We start from the raw sequence: 22688 nt of genomic DNA, 5'->3' as shown, positions 1-22688 counted from the left end.
GGCACCCGCGGTGGCGGTACGGCCGCCACCGCGGGGCATGCCAGGCGCGGGCGCCGCGTGGTCAGTCGCCGCCCGTGGGCACTACGCCGCCCGCCGCCGGACCAGCCGGCCGAGCAGCGCCGCGACGGCGGCCAGCGCGGCGATGGTGGTCAGCGCGCTCGGCAGCCCGTACGCCTCGGTGAGGAACCCGATCGACGGCGGGCCGAGCAGGATGCCGGAGTAGCCCAGGGTCGAGGCGACCGCGACGCCGTGGGCGCCGGCGAGGGCCCCGGCGCCGCCGACCGCGACCGGGAAGACATTGGCCAGGCCCAGCCCGGTCAGCGCGTAGCCCAGGTACACCGGCCACAGCAGCGGGCTCAGCGCTGCCACCAGCATCCCCACCGCCGCGAGGAGACCGCCGGCCACCAGGACGGGGGTGTCGCCCAGCCGTTCCAGGAGCCGGCTGCCCGACATCCGGGAGACCGTCATCATCAGCGCGAACACCGCGTATCCGGCCGCTGCCGCACCCGGCCCGGTGTGCAGGTCCGCGGCGAGATGCAGCGAACCCCAGTCGGCCAGCGCGCCCTCGCCGTACGCCGTGCACAGGGTGATCAGCCCGTAGACCGTCACGAGCAGCCGGGTACGGCCCGACGGCACACGGCCGCGCCCCGGTATCGCCTCGGCTCCGTCGCGGTGCGGGCCATGGCCGGTGGCCGGTCGGGGCGTCCGCAGCAGAACGTGGCCCGCGTACGCGGTGACGACGAGCCCGGTCGCCGTCAGGAGCAACAGGTGCCACAGCGGGCTCAGATGCGGGGCGAGGAGTCCGCCGAGTGCCGCGCCCGCCAGGCCGCCCGCGCTGAACGCCGCGTGGAACGAGGGGAGGATCGGCCGCCGGACCGCCTCGGCCAGATCCACCGCGGCCGCGTTGAAGGCGACATTGAGGCCCCCGTACGCGGCTCCGAACAGCAGCAGGACGAGGCCGAGCTGAAGGGCGGAACGGGTCAGCGCCGGCAGTGCGACCGACAGCGACAGCAGGGCCGCCGTCACCACCGTCACCGGATGGTTGCCGTAGCGGCGGCACAGCTTGCCGGTGAGCAGCATCGTGCCGACCGATCCCACCGACACCCCCAGCAGGGCCAGTCCGAGTGCGCCGGCCGAGGCGTGGATCTGCTCCTTGATGGCGGGGATGCGCACCACCCACCCCGCGAACACCAAGCCGTCGAGGGCGAAGAACAGGGTGAGCGCCCGGCGCAGCCGGGCCACGGCCGGGGGAGTGGCGGCCGGGGCGCGCCGGCCGGTGTCCATGAGCTGCTTCATAGGGGCCTCCGGTGGTTCAGTGGCGGGCGCGGTGGGTGAGGAGGGTGCCGGCCGTGGCGAGCGCGAGCCCGGCGAGGGTGAGCGGGCCGAGCCGCTGCCCGAGCAGCAGCGCACCGAGCCCCGCCGTGCTCAGCGGGACCAGCTGGAACAGGCTGCTGACCTGGCTCGTGCCATGGCGCTGGAGGAGGCGGTAGAGCAGGCCGACGCCGATGACGGAGTTGACCAGCGCGCTCCACAGCAGCACCGGCCAGTATGCGGCGGTGAAGTGCACGTCCCAGCCCTCGACGAGCACCGCGGGCACCAGCACCACCAGCGAGGCGGCCAGCAGCTGTACGGCATTGCCGCTCACCGGCTCCATGTCCCCGCAGAACCGCTTCTGGTAGACGGTGCCGGCGGCGATGCCCAGCAGCCCGAGCGTGAGAAAGCCCAGTCCCGGCAGGCAGTTGAGGGGCAGCTCGAACCCCTCGACGACCGCCGGCACCACCCCGCCGAGCCCGAGGACGAGCCCCAGCAACTGGCCCGCCGAGACCCGCTCGTGGAGCACCGGCACCGCCAGCAGCGAGGCGGTCAGCGGGTAGAGGGCGATGATCAGGGCCGCGAGCCCGGACGGCACTCCGAGCTCCATGCCCGCGTAGATGCTGGAGAACTGCACCGCCTGGACGAGCACCCCGGCGACCGCCAGATGCAGCAGCCGGCGCCCGCGGGGCAGTCGCCGGCGGCGGATTCCGGCGACGGCCAGCAGCACCAGTCCGGCGAGGGCGAAGCGTAACGCCGCGAAGGTGTAGGGCGCCGCGTACCGCAGGCCGAGCGTGCCGGAGAGGAATCCCGAACTCCAGACGACCACGAGGGCCACCCGGGCGGGCAGTTCGGCGAGGCGTCCCGCGGGCCGTGCGGCGGGAGCCGGCACGCCACGGGGTGCGGACCGCCCCTCACTCCCCAGGGGCGGGCTGGGACTGGTCACTGCTGACGCTCCCTCCGTCGGCTTCTGTTCAGTAAACTGCACGCTAGAGCAAAATACCGTTCACTGCGACGGTTTTCCGCTCTCCGGGGTTCACCGTGGTGGTCGCCGCCACGGCCGGAACGGGAGGTCGGGGCCCGGGCAGCAAAAAGCCCCACGGACCGTGGTCCGCAGGGCAGTTGGAGGAGAGCCGAGGGGCTCAGTAGAGGCTGGAGAAGAGGACGGCGACCATCTGGGCCGGCTCATCGGTGTCATTGCGGAAGGTGTGCGGATGACCGGCCGACCACTGGATGCAGTCCCCGGCGCGCAGCTCGTGGTCCCGGCCGTTGTACCGGGCCACCAGAGTGCCCCGCGTCGCCATGATGAGGTCGGAGCCCTCGTGCTGAAGGTCCTCGGTGAGGCCGCTGTGCGGGGCGAAGTCCCCCGTGACCACCTGGTAGCCGAGCTCCGGGGACCGCAGCACCCGGTAGACGACACCCGGCGCCCGGTTCAGGGTCTCCTGCTTCTCCCTGGGGAAGAGCGAGGGGGTGGCCCGCCCCCGGGAGAACCCCAGGAATGAGCCCACATCGTGGTCGAACACCTTGGCCAGACGGCCGAGCCGCTCCAGCGCGATATCCGTCTCGCCCCGCTCCAGACCGGCCAGGAAGGAAACCGACAGCCCGCACTCCGCCGCCACTTGGCGAAGCGACATCCCCCGCTGCGTACGAAGCCGGTGCAGCACCTCGCCGGGCGGCGGGAAGCCGAGCTCCGGGTCCCGCGCGGGAGGGGTGGAGGGGGCCGGGTCTGCCATGCCCGCATCCTAATGCTGAAGCGGGGGACATGCCGCTGACGGCCTACCGGCGGCCGGGCCGTACCGGTCCGGGGAGGTCGGCTCCAGCGGTGGTGGCGCAGCGTAGGAGCCGCCGGTGGTGCCGTGGCGACCCGTGTCAGTCCGTCTGGTGGGCGTCCCGTGCCGCGTCCACGAACTCCTCCAGGGCCTTCCAGAAGGGGCGGTAGGCGGCGTCGAAGGAGTCCTGGCCGTCGGGGTCGCCGGCCAGGTCGGCGCTGAGGGCGGCGTAGAAGGGGCGGGTGGCCTTCTGGAGGGCCAGGGCCGCGGCGGCGGCCGGGTGCGGGCCCTCCAGTTCGACGACCCGAGCACAGCGGCGGATCTTCGCGTACTCGGCGACCTCCCGGTCCTGGAGTTCGCCGAGTGTGGAGGCACGGGCCTCGGAGCGGGGGAGCCGCAGCACGGTGGAGATCTCCCAGAACAACTCGCCCATCCGGTGGGTCTGTTCGATCAGGTCCAGATAGGCGGTGCGGCGGCTCTCCCGGAGCCGCTCGGCACGCTGCGAGCGCGCGGCGGTCTCGGCCTGGATCCTGGCGGCCCGCGCGCTGCCGCGGCTGGTGACCCAACTGGCGAGCACCGCCGTGCCGCCGGTCACCGCCGCGATCGCCAGAGTCCATACCGTGCTGTCGCCCACGTGACGCCACCCTACCGAGCCGCTCCGCCGCACCTGCCGCCGCCAGGCAGGCGGGACTTTGAGGACAGGCCCTACGAGGGGAATTCGCCCGGCGGCACCGTGCTCGTGGAAGCGTTGCCGCCGAACACCTTGTTCAGGGTGAAGGTCAGCACCGTGTACTGCGTCCCGCCGGCCACCCGCACCGTCCGGAAGTTCGCCTTGTCGTCGAACTTCTCGAAGCTGCATCCGCGGGTGAAGGAACGCTTCCCGCCGTTCCAGTCCTCGCCCGTGGTGAAGTACACCGTGTACGCACCGCTGTTGACGCTGCGGACGGTCGCCTTCGAGCCCTTGCGGACGTACAGGGAGAACGCCGTGCGGGTGCCGCGGGCCAGCGTCACCACCGCATCGGAACTGGTGCCGTTGTTGACGGTCAGCCGGCCCAGTCCGCCCCTGCTGCCGTCGCGCACGAAGGCGCCGTTCGCCAGCCGCCGGTGCTGGGCCCGCTCCGTACGCGGCAGCCGCAGCGAGGTGTCATAGCCGAGAGCCTTGAGCGCGCGGGCGGCCTCCTTGACGCTCTGCGGGGCGTGGGCCGTGTCGAGTGCGACGCGGGGTGAGGTGGCGCAGCGGCCGTCGCTGCCGCGGGCGCTGCGCAGATCCTGTCCCAAGGCCCGTAGAGCGGTGGCGAGTTGGCTGGTGCCCGAAAGGGCGTTGTCCGGTGCGGCGACCGTCTCCAGGGCGTCGGCGGCGGTCTCGGCCCTGCTCGCGGCGCTGTCCAGCGCCTTGTTCAGCGCACCGCCCTCGCGCGCGCCGTCGACCGTGCGCAGTGCGCTGTCGAGCGGCCGGAGGGCGCCGTTCAGCGCGCGACGGTAGGCGTCGGGGTCGACGGTCGGCGAGGCGCTCGCGGTCGGCGCCGAACCGGCGGCCGAGCTGCTCGATCCGCCCGTCGGAGCCTCGCTTCCGCCGCCCGCCGAACAGGCCGTCAGCGGCAGCGTCAGCGCGAGGGCCGCCGCACCGAGCGCGGTGGCCCGGCCCGCGCCGCGCGGCCCTCGGAAGCGCGGCGACAGGCGTGTGACGGTCGTGGTGCGGGGCTCGCCGGACGCCACTGTCCGGCCCGCTCCCGCCGCCGTCCCGCCCGTCGTGTGCGCAGACGTGTACCTCACCATGAGTCCCCCGATTCCCCCGGTATCCCCCGACATCCGGCAACTGCCGAAAGAACCAGGCTTCTCCCGCCACAAGTAGCTGTCAAGAGCATTGTCTGGCACGGGAGTTGGGTTGGCCTGCGGTGGCTCGGAGCTCTCTCGGAGTACCTGCTTTCGTACCGGTGCGCCGATCATCACCTGGGCATATGTGGAGTGCCCTGCCTTGGCAGCGCTGAGTGATCTTCTCCCCGGGGTCGCCGTACGCCTCGACGTCCCGGCGGCGGACCGGCAGGAGGCGATACGTATCGCGGGTGGACTGCTGACGGAGATGGTGCCGCCACCGGCACGTACTGGGACCCGGGCGCCCGCCGGGACGCCTTCCTGCCGCGCGCGGCGCCGCCTGCTCCCTCGCGCGCCGGGCTGCTTCGCGACGGGACGGGTGGGGCGGCGGTGACCGGCGGGCCGTCTCAGGGGCGGTGACCGCCCGGCCTCCCGGGTGGGCCGTTCGATACCCGCCCCGCGCGCGTTCCGGTCTCCGGCGCCCCCTCGGACCTAAAATCGGAACATGCCCGCAGGGGGTTCCCGACCCGCCCGACGAGGGACGGGCCGGTGTCCCGCGGCTGATCCGGAGGGTCCATGACCACCGACGACGAGCGAGGGCGGGGACGGCTCACCGGACCGGCGGCGCCGGACGAGCCACCGCCGGACGAGCCACCGCACACCCCGGCCGCGCCCGCTCCCGACGCCCCCGGCCCGCACCCGCCCCTCCCCGACGCCGTGACCTGTCACGCGCTGCGCTACGCCTTCGGCGAGACCAAGGCCGTGGACGGCGTCGACCTCGCCGTCCGCACCGGCGAGGTCTTCGGGCTGCTCGGCCCGAACGGCGCGGGCAAGACCACCGCGATCCGCTGTATCACCACCCTGCTGCCCGTCCCGGCCGGCATGGTGCGGGTCTTCGGGCATGACGCGGCGAAGGAGCGGATGGCGGTGCGCCGGCTGCTGGGGTACGTCCCGCAGCAGCTGTCCGCGGACGCCGGGCTGACCGGCCGGGAGAACGTCGCGCTGTTCGCCCGGGTCTTCGACGTCTCCCGCCGCGAGCGCGCCGCCCGCGTCACCCAGGCGCTGGCGGCGGTCGGCCTCACCGAGGCGGCCGGCCGGCTCGCCAAGACGTACTCCGGCGGCATGATCCGCCGCCTGGAACTCGCCCAGGCCCTGGTCAGCGCGCCCCGGCTGCTGATGCTCGACGAGCCGACGATCGGCCTCGACCCGATCGCCCGTACCAGCGTCTGGGAACACATCAACGCCGTACGGGCCGCCACCGGTATGACCGTGCTGGTGACCACGCACTACATGGACGAGGCCGACCAGTACTGCGACCGCCTCGCCCTGATGCACCAGGGCCGGATCCGCGCCCTCGGCACCCCGGAGGAGCTGCGGTCCGCCCTGCGCGCCCGCCGCCGCGCCGCCCGGACCGCGGCCGCCCGTCATCCGGCGCCTCCGGCCGGCGCGCCGGACACCTCCACCCCGGCCGGCGCACCGGACACCTCTGCCCCGGCCGGCGCCCCGGAGACCCCCACCCCGGCCGTCGCCCCGGACACCTCCGCCCCCACCGCCCCCGCAGCCTCTCCCTCCGCCCCCGCCACCCCGGCCGCCCCCTCCTCCTCTCCGTCGTCGGCCCCCTCGCGCCCGTCCGACGCCGCGCCGACCCTGGAGGACGTCTTCCGGGACGTCGCCGGCAGCGGTCTCGACGAGCAGTCAGGAGACTTCCGCGATGTCCGAAGCACCCGCCGCACCGCCAACCGGGTCGGCTGACACCGCCACCGGCCCCGGCCGGCTGGACCTGCTGCTGGTCCCGCCGCGCGCCCGCACCGGCTGGCGGGTGCTGACCGCCCGCGTCGTCGCGATGTGTGTGGTCGAACTGCAAAAACTGCGCCACGACCGCACCGAGCTGTACACCCGCGCCGTCCAGCCCGCCCTGTGGCTCCTGGTATTCGGCGAGACCTTCACCCGCCTCCAGGCCATCCCGACCGGCGGCACCCCGTACATCGACTATCTGGCGCCCGGCATCATCGCCCAGTCCGCCATGTTCATCGCGATCTTCTACGGCATCATGATCATCTGGGAGCGGGACGCCGGCATCCTCACCAAACTGCTGGTCACGCCGACCCCGCGGTCCGCGCTGATCGCCGGCAAGGCCTTCGCCGCCGGAGTGAAGGCACTCATCCAGGCCGTGGTGGTGATCCTGATCGCCGCACTGCTCGGTGTGGCCATGACCTGGAACCCCCTCCGGCTGCTGGCCGTTGCCGTCGCCGTGGTCCTCGGCTCGGCCTTCTTCTCCTGTCTGTCCATGACGATCGCCGGGATCGTGCTCACCCGGGACCGGCTGATGGGCATCGGCCAGGCCATCACCATGCCGCTCTTCTTCGCCTCCAACGCCCTCTACCCGGTGGCGATCATGCCCGGCTGGCTCCAGACGGTAAGCATGATCAACCCCCTGAGCTACCAGGTCGACGCCCTCCGCGGCCTCCTCCTGGGCACCCACGCCCACCTGGCCCTCGACTACACCGTCCTGGTGGCCGCCGCCACACTCGGCATCGCCGCCGCCTCGTCGCTCCTGGGGCGGCTGGCCCGGTGACATGGTGGCCGGCGCGAGCCGCCTACGGCCTCCCCCGCCCGGAGTTGAGCAGTCGGTCCACCGCCTCGACTGTGCGTCCGCCGCCGTCCTCCTGGGCGAGCTTCGCCGCCAGCAGACGGCTGCGTTGTGCGTACCGTGGCTGGTCGACGGCCGTACGGATCAGGTCGGCGAGGCGGCCGGCGTGCAGGGTGCCGAGCGGCAGGAAACCGGGGCCGGCGCCCAGGGCCACGACGCGGCGCGCCCAGAAGGGGGCGTCGCCGAAGGCCGGCAGGCCCACCGCGGGGACTCCGGCGCGCAGGCCCGCGCCGGTCGTGCCGGCGCCCATGTGGTGCACCACCGCGGCCATCCGCGGGAACAGCCAGTCGTGCGGTGCGTCGCCGATCGTGAGGACGGCGTGGTCCCTGGCGTCCAGTCCGGCCCAGCCGGTCTGGACGACGCCCCGTACCCGGGCCCGGCGCAGGGCGTCGACGACCAGCTCGCCGATCCGCTCCGCGTCGCGGGGGTCGCCCACACTGCCCAGGCCGATGCGTACGGGGGCGGGGCCGTCGTCGAGGAAGTCCAGGAGTTCCCGGGACGGTTGCCAGGCGGGCTGCTCGGGCGGCCACCAGTAGCCGACCACCTCCACCCCGGGGCGCCAGTCGGCGGGGCGGCGGACCACGGTCGGGCTGAAGCCGTAGTGGACGGGCCAGCGCTCCTCTGTCGTACGGCGGAAGGTCTCCGCGGTGTTCATCGGGGGCACCCCGATTTTCTTGCAGAATTCCGGCGAGCTCGACCAAGGGGTCAGTCCGGTGGCGAACATCAGCTGTCCCAGGGAGCGATTCGCCCGGGCGCCGAGGGAAGGAACGCCGATCGGCGGCGGGAAGTCTCCGGTGGGGTGCAGCGGTTGAAGTCCCAGCCCCAGGCTGGGAATCCCCAGTGCTTTCGCCAGGTGGTAGCTGTGAAACATGGTCAGGCCGCTGCACAGCAGCAGGTCGGTGTCCTTTTCCGCGGCGGCGATCAAACCGTCACCGAGTTCTTCCAGGTGCCGGCGTATCTTCTTCAGCCATACGCCTGCGCGGAGCGAGTCGCCGATTCCGGCCTTTTTCAGCCGGCCCTGTTCGGCGACACCCAGGGCGCGGGGGTCGCCCGGCAACGGGCGGAATTCGCAGTGATTCCGGCGGACTTGTTCGGCGAATGCCTCGTAGGTGGCGAGGGCAACAGGATGTCCGGCTGCCCTCAGCCGGGTGGCCAGACCGAGGAACGGTGCGATGTCGCCCTGGGTGCCGGTGGCAACAATGAGGACTGTCATGGCGGCATCGTAGGGTCTGGTCCGGTGGGCCATGAGCGGTTTACAGGTGGTGAATCGGACGGTCGGGGAGCCCGCCGCGGTATGAGAATTTTGGAAGCCGATCGATAACGAAACAAAATCTTGGGCGGCTAGCCTTCAGAGATGTTCGGCACCAGCTCCTGACTTCCAAGGATCTTCCGTGTCCAGTGTTTCTGCCCGATTAGACTCGCCCGAGGGTAAAAATCCGCCACAGTCCGTGCCGCGACTGAGCCTGCGTGAGAATCTCGTGGGGCTGGCGGAAATGCGGCGCGACCAACTGGCCTTCCTGGTGCGCTCGGTGCGGACCCATGGCGATATCTTCCATATGCGCCTGGGTGGCCTGCCCACGGTGATGGTCAATCACCCCGACTATCTCCAGCATGTCCTGGTCGACAACCACCAGAACTACGACAAGGACAACTTTCTCTACCGCGCCACCCGGACCGTGCTGCGCGAGGGCCTCATCGCGAACAAGGGCGGCGAGCCATGGCGCCGGCACCGCCGGATCATGCAGCCCTCCTTCAGCCGTTCCAGCGTCGCCGACTTCACCACGAACATCAGCGATCTGACCGGCGGCCTGCTGCGCCGGTGGGAAGAGCCGGCCGGGCGGGGCGCGGTGGTCGAGGTGACGACCGAGGTCGCCAATCTCGCGCTGCGGATCGTGCTGCGCGCGCTGTTCGGTGTCGACGCGGACGACCGCGGCCGGCGCTTCGAGCGGGACTTCCTGGAAGTGAACGCCATCGCGGGGGATTTCTTCCGGTTCCCCTTCCCGCCGCTGTCCTGGTACTCGCCGTCCCGGAACCGCCTCCGTCAGCTGATCCGGGAGATGGACGGATTCATTGCGTATCTCATCGATACGCGCCTGGCCCGGGAGAGCGAGAAGCCCGACCTGTTCACGCTGCTGCTCAACGCGATGGACGAGGAGACCGGCACCGGGCTCACCCATGAGCAATTGGCCAATGAGATCCTGGCCATGATCATTGCCGGGTACGAAACCTCCAGCAATTCCATCTCCTGGATCTTCTACCAGCTCGCCACGTTCCCGGATATCCAGCGCCGGGTGCATGACGAGGTGGACAGCGTGCTGGACGGACGCGTCCCCACCCTCGACGATCTGCCCCGACTGACCTACACCCGCATGGTGATCGACGAGACGCTGCGCCTGTTCACCCCGGCGTGGCAGACGATGCGGCACGCCGTCGACGACGATGTCATCGGCGGATACCGGATTCCCCGGGGCACCGATGTCTATCTGAATCTCTTCACCTTCCACCGGCATCCCGATTTCTGGCCGGACCCGACCCGGTTCGATCCCGAGCGGTTCTCCCCGGAAGCAGTCGCCCGGCGTCCGCGTCACGTCTACCAGCCGTTCGGAAGCGGGCCCCGCCACTGCCTCGGAAAGCATTTCGCGCTGACCGAACTGCACATCATCACGGCCATGCTCGCCCAGACCTTCCACATCACCCGGCCGGAGGGCCAGGCCCCCGTGGGTTTCGCGCCGCTGATCACCTTGCATCCCAAGGGCGGCATACACCTCCGGCTGCACCGTCGCTGACGCATCGCAAAGAGGTCATGAATGCCCCTGACTCCGCGTTCCCGTGCCGCGCGCCGGACGCCTTTACTCAGAGAGATTCCCACGGTCACGGCGCGGGACGGTATCGGCGGAACGCTGGCCTTCAAGCGTGACCAGCTCGCCTTTCTCGGCGATGGGCTGGCGCGGCACGGAGACATCTTCCGGTTCCGCCCGCTCGGCCTGCCCATGGTGATGGTCAACCACCCGGACCATATCCGGCACATCCTGGTCGACAAGGGCGAGCAGTACGACAAGGACGCCGCCATTTTCAAGGTGGTCCGCCCGGTCCTGCGCAATGGCCTGATCGCCAATGCCGATATGGCACTCTGGCGCCGCCAGCGCCGCATGATGGCCCCGCATTTCACCCCGCGCACGGTCAGCGCGTTCGCCCGCAACATGACGGACGAGACCGTGCAGATGCTGGAGCGCTGGGTACCCCGCACCGCCGCCGGTGACACCCTCGACATCACTGACGAAATAGGCCAGTTGGCGCTCCGGATCGTGAACCGGTCGCTCTTCAGCGCCGATGTGGGGTCCGCCGCCCAGGCTTTCGAGCGGGCCTTCGGCGAGGCGAACAGCATCCTCGGTGCCTTCTTCCGCTTCCCGTTCCCTCCGCTCAGCGTGCCGACGCCCAGTCACCGGCGGCTGCGCCGGGCGATCGACGGTATGGACGCATTCGTCTCCGGCTTCATCAAGAAGCGGCTGAACGACGAGGTCGCCACGGGTGAGGAAACCGATCTGCTGACCCTCCTGCTGCACTCCGTGGACGAGGAGGACGGCAAGGGAATGGACCTGGAGCAGCTGCACCACGAGGTCCTGAACATCTGCATCGGTGCCTACGAAACCACCACCAACACCCTGTCGTGGGCGTTCTATCTGCTTGCCCGGCATCCCGAGATCGAGGAGCGGCTGCATGCCGAGGTCGATGAGGTGCTGGGCGGCCGGGTACCGGCCTTCGAGGATCTGCCGAAGCTGGTCTACACCCGCATGGTCGTCGAAGAGACGCTGCGCATCTATTCCCCGGCGTATCAGTTCATGCGCCGGGCGCGGGAAGAGGACGAAATCGGCGGCTATCGGATGCCGGCCGGTACCAATGTCCTCATCAACAGCTATTTCCTGCACCGGCACCCGGACTTCTGGGAAGACCCCGAGCGCTTCGTACCCGAGCGTTTCACCCCAGAGCAGGTCGCCCGGCGCCCCAAGCACGTCTACATACCGTTCGGCAGTGGCCACCGCATCTGTATCGGCAAGCACTTCGCACTGACCGAACTCACCCTCGTACTCGCCACCGTGGCCCGGCACCACCGGCTCGTCCTGCCCGAAGGCGCGGCCGAGGTGCAGCCGGAGGCCCTGATCACCCTGCACCCCAAGGGCGGAGTGCACTTGCGGCCGGAGCCCCGCGGATGAACCGGAACCCGAGGAGCGGTGCGCGGACCGCGCCACCGGCGAAGACAGCGGAGGCACCCGAGCCGGACATTTTCCACCCCTTTCCCTACCGGATCAGCCCCCATGTCGAAGCCGCCCGTGCGCATCTGACGGACTGGACGCGGCGTATCGGGCTGATAGAGCGGGAAGCCGCCAGAGCGCGCTTTGCGAAAGCCGACTTCGGCTGGTTCGCGGCCATGGTGTATCCCACCGCGGACGCCACTCAGCTGAATCTCATGGCGGACTGGTTCGCCTGGCTCTTTCTCGTCGACGACCAGTTGGACGACGGAAGTATCGGGCGCAGCCCCGAACGGGCACGGGACATCGTGGACGGAATGCGGGCGGTCCTGGAGAGCCCGGACCACGGGGCGGCGGCCGCGACCGACCGGGACGGCCCGGTGGCGGTCTCCGCACTCGCCGATCTGTGGCTGCGTACGGCACCGCACGCCACCGCCACGTGGCGCCGCCGGTTCGTCCAGCACCTGGACGACTGCCTCACCGTGGCCGCCACCTGGGAGGCCGGGAACCGGGTCGCGGGAACGGTGCCGGACGAAGAGACGTATATTGAAAAGCGCCGGCACACCGGTGCGATCTATGTCTGCATGGACCTCATCGACATCGTCGAGCGCATCGATATCCCCGATTTCCTCTATACCGGTGAGCGGTTCCGGGCCGCTCTCGACGCCGCATGCAATGTCGTGTGCTGGACCAACGATGTGTACTCGCTGGAAAAGGAGCGCGCACTGGGCGAGGTCCACAATCTGGTCCATATCGTCGAGCATCACCGACGACTCGACACACCCGGGGCACTGGACCATGTCTGCGCCGCCACCTCGACCGAGACCATGCTGTTTCTCGAAAAGGAGCGGGAACTCCTGGCGGCCTGCCCCGAGCACCACGCGGTGCTTGTCCCCAGCCTGGCGGGCATGCGGACCTGGATGCGAGGAAATCTCGACTGGTCCAGGAGCACCAAGCGCTATCGCCCCGTGGAAGGCGGCGAGGAAATACGGCCGGAAGAGTACCTGGAGGCGAGTCTGATGAAGGTGGACCAGTGACGGCGGCAGGGGGAAGACCGGCACTTGCGCAGCCCGGCTCCACTCCCCGGAATGCCGCCCCCGGGAATGCCGCCGTCCCCGGGAATGCGGCCACCTCCGGGCATGCCGCCGCCCCCGATGCCTGGCACCTCCTCAAAACGGCCCGGGAGCTGACCGAACCGGAACTCCGCAAGGCAGTGGACCGTCTCGCCGAACCGGTCCGCTCGGTGGCCGGTTACCACTTCGGCTGGTCGGACGAGTGTGGCCGGCCGGCGAACGGGGAGGGCGGAAAGGGCGTACGCGCGGCCCTGGTACTGGCCGCGGCCCAGGCTCTCGGGGCGGCGGCCGAGGAGGCGGTGGCGCCCGCCGCGGCGGTGGAACTCGTCCACAACTTCTCGGTCGTGCACGACGACCTCATGGACGGCGATCTGCTGCGCCGTGGCCGTAGTACGGCGTGGTCGCTCTTCGGCTCCACACAGGCGATCCTGGCGGGTGACGCCCTCCTGGCCGTCGCTGTCGACACCCTCGCCCACCGATTCCCCCAGGGAGGTCCCGAGGCCGTCCGGGAGCTCTCCGGGGCCCTGCTCGCACTGGTCGCCGGCCAGGGCGCCGACCTCGCCTTCGAGACCCGGGCGGACGTCGGCCTGGACGAATGCCTGGAGATGGCGGCCGGCAAGACGGCGTCCCTGCTCGCCGCGGCCTGCGCGCTCGGCGCACTCGCGGCGGGTGCCGAGGCCGAACGGGTCGACTCCCTGCGGCAGTTCGGACGGCACCTCGGGCTCGCCTTCCAGCTCGTCGACGACCTGCTGGGCATCTGGGGCGACACCGCCGTCACCGGCAAGCCCGTCGGCTCGGACCTCCGCTCGCGGAAGAAGAGCCTGCCCGTCGTCGCGGCCCTGGCCGGCGGCACCCCCGCCGGCGACCGGCTCGCCGCGCTCTACCACGGTACGGAGCCCCTGGGCGACGGCGAGATCCGTACGGCCGCCCGGCTGATCGAGGAGGCCGGCGGCAGACGCTGGGCCCAGGAGGAGGCCGAGCGACAGCGGACCGCGGCGGTCACCCGGCTGGCCACCGCCGGCGTCACTCCGGAGGGCATCCGCGCGCTCACCGCGCTCGCGGACCTGATCACCCGCCGGAACGTCTGATCACTCGCGGAGGCGGAGTACCGGCCGGGGGCCTTGGGCACCCGGCCGAGACCGCCCCGCGAGCATGAGGTCCCGTCAGAGCAAGGCGCTTCGTGGGGCGTTGGCCATGGACGCGGACCAAAACGGGTGGCACACTCTCGCGCACTCCGAGTAGCTTGCGCGCTTGTGACTGACGGCTCGAAGCGCTCATCGAGGGGCGCGGCGGCGTCCGGGGAACCGGCCGTGGAGGCGTCCGGGAACCCGACCGCGGCTCCCTCCCTGGAGGGAACGACCGCGGCGGCCTCCGACGAGCCGACCGTGGCGCCCTCCCCCGAGGGAACGGCCGCGGCTGATCATCCATCGGCGCCCTCCGGGACACCGGGGGGCTTGTTCTCCGGGACCTACGCCGTCGCCACCTCCTGTTTCGCCGCGGTGATGTTCTTGACCGGGTTCGCCGCGCTGGCGGTGGTCCCCGTACTGCCCACGGCTGCCCGGGACGTGCACGGGGTGGCGCTCTACCCGATGGTGGCCGGCTGCTTCGTGGCCGCGAGTCTGCTCGGCGGGGTACTGGGCGGTCACTGGGCAGACCGCGCCGGGGCGCAGCGCCCGATGGCGGCGGGCCTGGTACTGGCGGTGGCCACCTTGCTGGTCTCGGGCGCCGCCATCTCGGTCTGGCAACTGGCGGCCGGGCGCTTCCTGGACGGGCTGGCGGGCGGGATGGTCGCGGTGTCGGTCAACACCGCCATCGGCCAGGTCTACCCCGACCGCTTGCGGCCGCGCGTTCTGGCGTTGATGAGCGCCTGCTGGATCGTCCCGTCGCTGGTCGGCCCCCCACTGGCGGGGCTGGTGACCGAGTGGTCCTCCTGGCGTGCGGTGTTCCTGGGGCTGGCCGCGCTCACCGTGCTGCCCGCCCTGCTCGTGGTGGCCCTGCTGCGCCGCCGATTCGGGGCGGCCGCGCCCGCGCTGCCGGAAGGCGAGCCGGCGCCGCGCCCCGCGCTGATCGTCGCGACAGCGGTGAGCCTGGGTGCGGCGTTGGGGCAGTACGGCGTCTCGGGCCACGACCTGCGCCATCTGCTGTGCGCGATGGGCGGGTTCGCCCTGCTGGCGGCCTTCGCGTCACGGCTGCTGCCGCGGGGCACCTGGTGTGCCGCGCGCGGCCTGCCGGTCACGGTCCTGCTGCGCGGCCTGGGCTCCGGCGTGTTCTTCACGCTGGAGGCCGGCGGAGGCGGCGTCTGCCTCCGCGGTACGTGCGGCAGCCCTCGTACTGCGTTCGTGGCAGGTCAAGAGTCTGCGGACGCACGATGACAGGGCAGGGGCGGGACGGGAGGGTGTGAAGGGCGCCGCAGGCCGCGTCCGCGCGCCGCTGCGCGTGCGAGTTCCCCACCCACACGAGAGAAGGAATACGGTGGCAGAGTCGGAGACACCAGAGGTCGACTACCTGATCGTCGGGGCCGGCGCCATGGGCATGGCCTTCGCCGACACCCTGGTGGCCGAGACGGACGCGACGGTGGCCCTCGTCGACCGCTACGGCCGGCCCGGCGGCCACTGGACCGTGGCCTACCCCTACGTGCGGCTGCACCAGCCGTCCGCGTACTACGGCGTCAACTCCCGTGAACTGGGCAGCGGCGAAGTGGACCGGCAGGGCTGGAACGCGGGCCTTCACGAGCTGGCCTCGGCCGATGAGATCCTCACCTACTTCGACCAGGTGATGCACAAAACCCTCCTGCCGACCGGTCGCGTCTCGTACTTCCCCATGTCCGTCCACGACGGCCCGGATCCGGCGCGACCGGATGTCCAGCGGTGCCACTCCGTCGTCAGCGGTGACGAGTTCGGCATACGGGTGCGCCGGCGGACCGTGGACGCCACCTACATGAACGTCACGGTTCCGGCGATGTGCCCGCCGAGGTACGAGGTGGATGCCGGGATCCGGCTGATCACGCCCAACGAGCTGCCGTCCCTGGATGCCCCGTCGTCGCACTACACCGTGGTGGGAGCGGGAAAGACGGGCATCGACGCGTGCCTCTGGCTGCTGCGGCACGGCGTCGATCCTGCGGACCTCACCTGGATCATGCCGCGCGACGCCTGGCTGCTCGACCGTGCCCAGATCCAGCCCGGCCCGGAGTTCGCCGCGACCCGGGCCGAGTCGCTCGGCGCCCGGGTGCGGGCGGTGCTCGAATCCGACACGGTCGATGAGCTCTTTCAGCGGCTGGAGGCCAACGGTTCCCTGCTGAGGCTGTCGTCGGACGTCACACCGACGGCGTTCCGCTGTGCGACGGTCACCCGGTCCGAACTGGCGCAGCTCCGGCGGATTCCCGATGTCGTCCGCCACGGCAGGGTCCGGCGCATCGGCGCCGACACGGTGGAACTCGACGGGACGACCGTCCCCGCCCGCCCGGGAACCCTCTACATCGACTGCACCGCGGACGGCCTCGAACCGCGGCCGACGGTGCCGGTGTTCAGCGGCTCCCGCATCACGCTGCAGGCGCTCGTCCCGTGTCAGCAGGTGTTCAGCGCCGCACTCGCCGCCCATGTCGAGGCCGCGTACGAGGACGACGCCGAGAAGAACCGGATGTGCGCCGCCGCCCCCCACCCGAGCAGCGCCCTGGACTGGCTCCGTACCGCTGCGCACACCGATGACCTGTTGCTGCGGTGGTCCGCGGACCGTGGGCTCCGCGAGTGGAGCGACGCCTCGCGCCTCACGACCCGCTCGACCGGCTCGCTCTCCGATGAACAGCGGAACGTGCTGTGGGAGCGCCTGCGCGCCGAGAAGACCCGGCTGCAGGAGCTGCTGGCGCAGGAAGAGATGACGGTGGCCGCCACCTGACGACCGGCACCGGGCGTCCTGCGCACGGTCATTGACGATCCGGAGCAGGCGGGTGTGTCCCGTACGGTCCCGGCCTCGACCGGGCGTGGTCTCCGGTCGGGGCCGGGTGCCCCCCCGGTTCGTCCGCCGAGCCCGTGGCCGGTGCCGGGCGGATGGGCGTCCTAGCTGGTCCGGGCGTTGCGTACGGTGAAGGAGTGAAGATGATCGACCGGATCGGGCAGTCGCTACGGACGCGGCCGTGGAGGGCGGACCTGGCCGTCGCGGTCGGCTGCTTCGCCCTGGCCGCGCCGGTGGCGGTGGGCACCGCCTACTACCACCGGGCCCCGGTCGCCTCGTTCCTCACCGGCCTGGCACTGGCCTGTGTGCCACTGGTGGGCCGCAGCCGCCGGCCGGCGCAGGTCGTCGTGGCGACCACGGCCGTCAACCTCGCTCAGGTTCTGGTCCTCTCGTATTCGGGGCCGTCGCCCGTCGCCACCGCGGTCGCGCTCTACTCGGTGACGGTGCACACCGGCCGGCGTACCGCCTGGCGCGTGCGCACCGGGGCGATCGGCGTACTCGTCGCCGCCTCGCTGATCTCCCGCCCCGCTCTGGAGAACCTCTGGGAGCATCTGGCCCTGATCACCGGGCTGGGCCTGGCGGTGGCCAGCGGCGAGGCCGTCCGCAGCCGCCACCAACTGCTCGCCTCGGCCCTGGAGCGGGCCGAACGGGCCGAGCGCACCAGAGAGGAAGAGGCCCGCCGCCGCGTCACCGAAGAACGCCTGCACATCGCCCGGGAGCTCCATGACGTCCTCGCCCACCACATCACCCTGGTCAACGCCCAGGCAGGCGTCGCCCACCATCTGATGCGCGCCGACCCCGAACACGCCTACCAGGCGCTGGAGCGGATCCGGGACACCAGCCGGGCGGCCCTGGACGAGCTCCGGGTCACCGTCGGGCTGCTCCGTTACGGCGACGACCCGGCCGTGCCTCACGAACCCGCCCCCGGCCTCGCCGACCTCGACGCTCTGCTCGGCTCCTTCCGTGACTCCGGTCTCGCCATCACCCTCCAACGGAGCGGCGAACCGGAGGAGTTGCCGCCGGTCACCGATATGACGGCCTACCGGATCATCCAGGAAGCCCTGACCAACACCCGCAAGCACGTCGGCCCGGTCTCCGCTCAGGTCCAGCTGCACTACCGCACCGATGCCCTGCGGATAGCCGTCGAGGACGACGGCCCCGGCTCCCCGCAGACCGGAAGCGGCTGCAAAGGCGCCGCCCCGGCCACCGCAACGGCCCCGGACACCGGCACCGGCCACGGAATGACCGGGATGCACGAGCGGGCCAGGGCCGCCGGCGGCACCCTCACCGCCGGACCTCGTCCCACCGGAGGCTTCCGCATCCACGCCGAACTACCGCTCCGCACCCGCCGAAAGGGCTGACGTTGACCATCCGTGTCCTGCTCGCCGACGACCAGGCCCTCCTGCGCGGCACCTTCCGCATACTCATCGACTCCGCCGCCGACATGGAGGTGGTCGCGGAAGCCTCCACGGGACGCGAGGCGGTCGAAAGGGCCCGCAGCCACCGCGCCGACCTGGTCCTCATGGACATCCGGATGCCCGACCTCGACGGCCTCGCCGCCACCCGGCTCATCACCGGGGACGAGAACCTCGCGGGCGTCAGGATCCTGGTACTGACGACCTTCGAGAACGACGCATACGTGGCCGAGGCACTTCGCGCCGGCGCCAGCGGATTCCTCGGCAAGGGCATCAACCCCGAGGAACTCCTGGACGCCATCAGGGTGGTGGCGGCAGGCGACTCCCTCCTTTCGCCGGCCGCGACCAAGGCCCTGATCAACCGCTTCCTGGCCCAGCCGGCCCCACCCGGCCCGGACACGCCGCCACCGCTGGCCACCCTCACCCCACGAGAACACGAGGTCTTCACCCTGGTCGCCACGGGTCTGTCCAATGACGAGATCGCCGAGCGGCTCCACGTCACCCCGCTCACCGCCAAAACCCATGTGAACCGCGCGATGGCCAAACTCGGCGCCCGGGACCGCGCCCAGCTCGTGATCATCGCCTACCGGACCGGTCTGGCTCCGCGCTGACGGCCGTGCGCCCCGCTCCGGGGTACCCGCCCGTATGCCGCCCCCGGCAGTAGTTGCTCAGAGCCAGCGGCGCCGCTTGAAGATGATGTACAAGCTGGTGCAGACGACCGCCATCAGGACGAGGGCGAAGGGGTAGCCAAAGACCCAGTGCAGCTCCGGCATGCTGTCGAAGTTCATGCCGTAGATGGTCCCCACCAGGGTGGGCGCGAACAGGATGGCCGCCCATGCCGAGATCTTCTTGACCTCCTCGTTCTGCTCGAAGCCGGCCTCGGCCAGGGCGCGCATCTCGGCGTTCTGCTGCTGGTTCACCAGGGTCGCGTTGACGGTGAGGATGTCCTGAAGGGCCTGCCGGAAGCCGTCCACCCGCTCCGTGGTGTGCAGGACGTGGTCGGCCACATCGCGCAGATAGCGGCGCAGTTCCTCGTCGATGGCGTACTTTTCGAAGCCCGCGGTCAGGCTCTCCAGGATGCCGTTCAGCGGGCGGGTGGCGCGCTGGAACTCGACCACCTCGCGGGAGAGTTCATAGATACGGCGGGAGACCCGGGGGTCGCCGCCGAAGACCTCGGTCTCGATTTCGTCGATATCGGTCTGGACGCCGTCGACGACCGGTGCGTAGCCGTCGACGACCGCGTCGAGGATCGCGTAGAGGACGGCTTCGGGGCCGCGCTTGAGGAGTTCGGGGCTGTCCTCCATGCGCTGGCGTACGGCCGAGAGGTCGGGGGCGCCGCCGTGCCGCACGGTGATCACGAAATCCCGGCCGACGAAGACGTGCAGCTCGCCGAAGTCCACCTCCTCGGGGTCGTCCAGGTAGCGCGCGGCGCGCAGCACGACGAAGAGGGTGCCGCCGTAGCGCTCCAGCTTGGGCCGCTGATGCGCCTCCAGGGCGTCTTCGATGGCGAGCGGATGGAGATCGAACTCCGAGGCCAGGGTGACCAGTTCGGCGGGGGTGGGGCGGTGCAGGCCGATCCAGGCGAGGGTGCCGGAGGTGGCGCGCTGCTGACGGAAGGCGTCGGCGAGCGTGTCATGGGTACTGACCCGGTGTCCGTCGCGGTAGAGGGCGGCGGTGATGACGCTGCTGGGGGTTTCGGCCGGCGGTTCCGGTGTGGCGGAGCCGTCCGTGGTTTCGGCGGGCGGCGGTCCGGCGGGCCGCTTCTTCGCGGGTTTGCGCAGGCCGCGCAGCCCACGTGGCCGACGGCCGGGAGGCTCGGTGCTCACGACAGAACGGACCTCCGTCACAAGGGGGATGAACGGGCACACAGAATCTCGACGCAGGATATCTGCCGAGGATGTCAGCACAGGTCAGCGGCCATGGTGCAGGATGGAACCGGACGCGACGCGGCGTGTGTCGCGTCCGCCGGGCTTTGTACGTCTCTCTCTAGAATTGTGCGATGCAGATACCGCAGACAGCCAGCGCTCCCCTGGGTGAGGTGATTCGGTGAACGGCCCCGATGCCACCGACGAGCAGTGGGAAGGGCTCGCCGAGGTCGTCCCGCTCCGCAGCAGCAGCGAATGGCCTTCCTGGCCCGACCACCGTGCCCTCCCCGAGGAGGAGCCGGCCGAGCAGCTGCGGCGGTTCATCGTCATCCGCGTCCAGACCTTCGCGGACGCCCGTGAGGTCGCCGAGTACTTGATGGCGCAGATCCCCGTCCTGCTGGACCTCAGCAGCGCCGACACCGACGTCGCCAAGCGCATCCTGGACTTCTCCAGCGGAGTCGTCTTCGGGCTCGGCAGCGGAATGCACCGCGTCGACACCAATGTCTTCCTGCTGGCCCCCGTCGGCACCGAGGTCGCGGAGACGGCACTCGGGGGCGTCCCCCATTCGTAGGAAGAGCTGTTGGGCGTAACGGTTCTCCGGTCGGGGCGCTGCGTAGCGTCCCCGCATGAATACCGAGACTGTGCGGCCGGCGGTGACCGAATTACGGCTGTCCGCCTTCAAAACCCATCGCGGTGTCACCCTGCCGCTCACCCGGCTGACGCTGCTGAGCGGCGAGAGCGGAAGCGGCAAGTCCAGTGCGCTTCAGGCGTACGAGATCCTCGCCCGCCTCGGCAGCGGTGAGTCGCTGGCACGTGCCGTGGGGGAGGTGGCGGGCAGCCCGGCGGCGTGCGTGCCGGCGGGGGCGCGCCCCGACGCACAGGGGCGGCGGGGGTTCCGGATCGGCTGCACGGTCGACGGTCCGGCCGGCCCCGTCAGCCTCGATCTCGCCGTCCAGGCCGAGCCCGAACTCCGTATCGTCGGGGAGCGGTTGACCGGCGGCGGCGAGACCTTGCTGACCACCGCGCTCACCGACCCGGACCGCCCCACGGTCCAGGCGGCCTGGCACACCGCGGGGGCGACTCCGGTGACCCGTGCCCCGTTGCCCGACGACCGGCTCGGCACCTCCCTCCTGCCGTTGCGCGTCGCGGGCAAGACGCCGGGTCAGCGGCTGGTCCTCGCGGCGGCCGAACAGGTCGTGGTCGCGCTGCGGTCGGCGTTCGTCTGCGACCCGCGGCCGGAGGTCATGCGGGGAGCGGGGACGGGCGGTACGGGGGGAGCCGGGCAGGTCGGTGCGTGTGGTGCGAACGGTGGCGGTGGGGCGGGGCGTGGCGCCGGGGCGCGGCGGAGTGGCCCGGAAGCGGGCTTGCGAGCCGGGCCGGGGAAGCCGGGCGGGGCCGGCGGGGCTGCCGGGCCCTGGGGGGCGCGGAAGCGTACGGGGACCAGTGGTGAGGCGGGCGACTGGGCCCGCGATACGGAGGGGGCGCGGGCCGAGGGGCGGCTGCGGTCGGCCTGCGACAACCTGCCCGCGGTGCTGGAGCGGACGAGCCAGGAATGCGCGCGACGGCATGCGGTGCTGGTCGCGGCGGTCCGGGAGGCCTGCGCCGGTCCCGTCGAGGGGCTGCGTGCGGTGCCGCGGCAGACGGGCGGTCCGGGGGAAGCGCCCGCCGACCCCGCTGTGCCGGCCGGGCCGGGTGGCACAGCGGCGGGGCCCCGGGCGGGGGCAGCGGGTGTGCGGGCCGTTCTCGACCGGGGGGAGCTGGGCGAGCTGCCCGTCGAGCAGCTCGGCGATGGCGAGCTGCGGTTTCTCGCGCTGGCGCTGGTGCTGCTCACCGGGCCGGAGGTGCTGGCCATGGATCCGGTGGGGGAGGTCCCGTCCGCTCATCAGCAGATGACGGTGATGGCGGACGGGATGGACCGCTGTATGGACCCCAGGCAGGCGCGCGAGCTGGTGTCGCTGGCCCTGCGGATGACCGATCGCGGGCATGTGCGGCTGCTGGGGACGGTGCGGGACGCCTCGGTCGCCGAGGGGCTGCCCGGCGTACAGGTGCTACACCTAGGGGTATGAGCGAGGATCTTCATGCGTTGCAGCGACGGCTGGCCGAATTCGCGGCCGCGCGGGACTGGCAGCAGTACCACACGCCCAAGAACCTGGCCGCGGCGCTCAGCGTCGAGGCCGCGGAACTCGTCGAGATCTTCCAGTGGTTGACGCCGGAGGAGTCGGCGAAGGTGATGGCGAACCCGGCGAAGGCCGGCCGGGTCGAGGACGAGGTCGCGGACGTACTGGCCTATCTGCTCCAGTTCTGCGAGGCGCTGGGGATCGACGCCCTGGCGGCGCTCGCCGCGAAGATCGAGCGCAATGAGTCGCGCTTCCCGGCGGTCCGCTCGGCGCGCCCGGACCGGCCGCGCGAGGGCGAGGAGTAGGGGCGGGGGCGGAGCGAAGGACGCGGAGGAGCAAAGGGCACGAGGGCGCGGGGGGCGAACGACGCGAGGGTGCGGGGGTGCAGGGGGGGGGGGGGGGGGGGGGGGGGGGGGGGGGGGGGGGGGGGGGGGGGGGGGGGGGGGGGGGGGGGGGGGGGGGGGGGGGGGGGGGGGGGGGG

The 22688-nt window shown here is 71.5% G+C and carries 19 protein-coding genes and 1 pseudogene; 13 read left to right on the top strand and 7 right to left on the bottom strand.

Annotated features, from left to right (window positions below; translation table 11 throughout):
* Positions 1 to 81: 81 nt before the first annotated feature.
* The 5 genes from ACZ4XD_RS34015 to ACZ4XD_RS33995 all read right to left on the bottom strand — a co-directional run bounded on the left by ACZ4XD_RS34015 (position 82) and on the right by ACZ4XD_RS33995 (position 4796).
* On the bottom strand, positions 82 to 1296 hold the full coding sequence (locus ACZ4XD_RS34015) for an MFS transporter (protein ID WP_468048671.1): 1215 nt from the start codon (positions 1294 to 1296) through the stop codon (positions 82 to 84).
* A gap of 16 nt (positions 1297 to 1312) precedes the next feature.
* Positions 1313 to 2257, bottom strand: coding sequence for a DMT family transporter (locus tag ACZ4XD_RS34010; protein ID WP_468048668.1), 945 nt, complete (start codon positions 2255 to 2257; stop codon positions 1313 to 1315).
* A gap of 196 nt (positions 2258 to 2453) precedes the next feature.
* Positions 2454 to 3044: a helix-turn-helix domain-containing protein gene (locus tag ACZ4XD_RS34005; protein WP_042159684.1), complete on the bottom strand. Its 591-nt coding sequence runs from the start codon at positions 3042 to 3044 to the stop codon at positions 2454 to 2456.
* 136 nt (positions 3045 to 3180) lie between these two features.
* Positions 3181 to 3714, bottom strand: coding sequence for a hypothetical protein (locus ACZ4XD_RS34000; RefSeq protein ID WP_468048665.1), 534 nt, complete (start codon positions 3712 to 3714; stop codon positions 3181 to 3183).
* A gap of 71 nt (positions 3715 to 3785) precedes the next feature.
* On the bottom strand, positions 3786 to 4796 hold the full coding sequence (locus ACZ4XD_RS33995; protein ID WP_468048663.1) for a hypothetical protein: 1011 nt from the start codon (positions 4794 to 4796) through the stop codon (positions 3786 to 3788).
* 672 nt (positions 4797 to 5468) lie between these two features.
* On the opposite strand from ACZ4XD_RS33995, the gene ACZ4XD_RS33990 reads away from it, so the two are divergent.
* Entirely contained in the window at positions 5469 to 6644 is a 1176-nt protein-coding gene (locus ACZ4XD_RS33990) for an ATP-binding cassette domain-containing protein (RefSeq protein WP_468048661.1), read from the top strand.
* Entirely contained in the window at positions 6604 to 7467 is an 864-nt protein-coding gene (locus tag ACZ4XD_RS33985) for an ABC transporter permease (protein ID WP_468048659.1), read from the top strand. The genes ACZ4XD_RS33990 and ACZ4XD_RS33985 overlap by 41 nt, the downstream gene beginning before the upstream one ends.
* Before the next feature lie 22 nt (positions 7468 to 7489).
* Here the strand turns inward: ACZ4XD_RS33985 and ACZ4XD_RS33980 are convergent, their stop codons facing one another.
* A complete protein-coding gene (locus ACZ4XD_RS33980; protein WP_468048657.1) occupies positions 7490 to 8755 on the bottom strand; it encodes a glycosyltransferase in 1266 nt (421 codons plus the stop codon).
* Positions 8756 to 8990: 235 nt separating this feature from the next.
* Between ACZ4XD_RS33980 and ACZ4XD_RS33975 the strand changes: the two genes are divergently transcribed.
* From ACZ4XD_RS33975 to ACZ4XD_RS33940, 8 genes and pseudogenes are all read left to right on the top strand, one after another.
* Positions 8991 to 10328 (top strand): cytochrome P450, encoded by a 1338-nt coding sequence (locus ACZ4XD_RS33975; RefSeq protein WP_468048655.1) that lies wholly within the window; start codon positions 8991 to 8993, stop codon positions 10326 to 10328.
* Between the two features lie 21 nt (positions 10329 to 10349).
* A complete protein-coding gene (locus tag ACZ4XD_RS33970) occupies positions 10350 to 11753 on the top strand; it encodes a cytochrome P450 (protein ID WP_468048651.1) in 1404 nt (467 codons plus the stop codon).
* Positions 11750 to 12826: a terpene synthase family protein gene (locus ACZ4XD_RS33965; RefSeq protein WP_468048648.1), complete on the top strand. Its 1077-nt coding sequence runs from the start codon at positions 11750 to 11752 to the stop codon at positions 12824 to 12826. Before ACZ4XD_RS33970 ends, ACZ4XD_RS33965 begins: the two co-directional genes overlap by 4 nt.
* Entirely contained in the window at positions 12823 to 13950 is a 1128-nt protein-coding gene (locus ACZ4XD_RS33960) for a polyprenyl synthetase family protein (protein ID WP_468048644.1), read from the top strand. The genes ACZ4XD_RS33965 and ACZ4XD_RS33960 overlap by 4 nt, the downstream gene beginning before the upstream one ends.
* 297 nt (positions 13951 to 14247) lie before the next feature.
* Positions 14248 to 15147, top strand: a pseudogene (locus ACZ4XD_RS33955) (MFS transporter); the annotation flags it as partial.
* Between the two features lie 187 nt (positions 15148 to 15334).
* Positions 15335 to 16753, top strand: a complete 1419-nt coding sequence (locus tag ACZ4XD_RS33950) for an NAD(P)-binding protein (protein ID WP_468048640.1) — start codon at positions 15335 to 15337, stop codon at positions 16751 to 16753.
* A 200-nt stretch (positions 16754 to 16953) separates the two neighbouring features.
* Complete coding sequence (locus ACZ4XD_RS33945; RefSeq protein WP_468048637.1) at positions 16954 to 18171, top strand: sensor histidine kinase; 1218 nt, start codon at positions 16954 to 16956, stop codon at positions 18169 to 18171.
* A gap of 2 nt (positions 18172 to 18173) precedes the next feature.
* Positions 18174 to 18836, top strand: coding sequence for a response regulator transcription factor (locus tag ACZ4XD_RS33940; protein WP_468048634.1), 663 nt, complete (start codon positions 18174 to 18176; stop codon positions 18834 to 18836).
* Positions 18837 to 18893: 57 nt separating this feature from the next.
* On the opposite strand, the gene corA is transcribed toward ACZ4XD_RS33940, so the two are convergent.
* Complete coding sequence (gene corA, locus ACZ4XD_RS33935) at positions 18894 to 20051, bottom strand: magnesium/cobalt transporter CorA (RefSeq protein WP_468048631.1); 1158 nt, start codon at positions 20049 to 20051, stop codon at positions 18894 to 18896.
* A gap of 220 nt (positions 20052 to 20271) precedes the next feature.
* On the opposite strand from corA, the gene ACZ4XD_RS33930 reads away from it, so the two are divergent.
* From ACZ4XD_RS33930 to ACZ4XD_RS33920, 3 genes are read left to right on the top strand one after another with little or no spacing between them, the layout of a single operon-like run.
* The gene (locus ACZ4XD_RS33930; protein WP_398830271.1) at positions 20272 to 20661 is read left to right on the top strand and encodes a cell division protein SepF; all 390 of its coding nucleotides are present in this window, start codon (positions 20272 to 20274) and stop codon (positions 20659 to 20661) included.
* Positions 20662 to 20716: 55 nt separating this feature from the next.
* Positions 20717 to 22156, top strand: a complete 1440-nt coding sequence (locus tag ACZ4XD_RS33925) for a biotin transporter BioY (RefSeq protein ID WP_468048629.1) — start codon at positions 20717 to 20719, stop codon at positions 22154 to 22156.
* Complete coding sequence (locus ACZ4XD_RS33920; protein ID WP_042159666.1) at positions 22153 to 22512, top strand: nucleotide pyrophosphohydrolase; 360 nt, start codon at positions 22153 to 22155, stop codon at positions 22510 to 22512. Before ACZ4XD_RS33925 ends, ACZ4XD_RS33920 begins: the two co-directional genes overlap by 4 nt.
* The last annotated feature ends 176 nt before the right edge of the window (positions 22513 to 22688 follow it).

It is taken from the genome of Streptomyces sp. NPDC029466, from assembly GCF_055574515.1.
The sequence above is the reverse complement of the archived record's forward strand: the minus strand, read 5'-3'. Positions and strand labels throughout refer to the sequence as shown.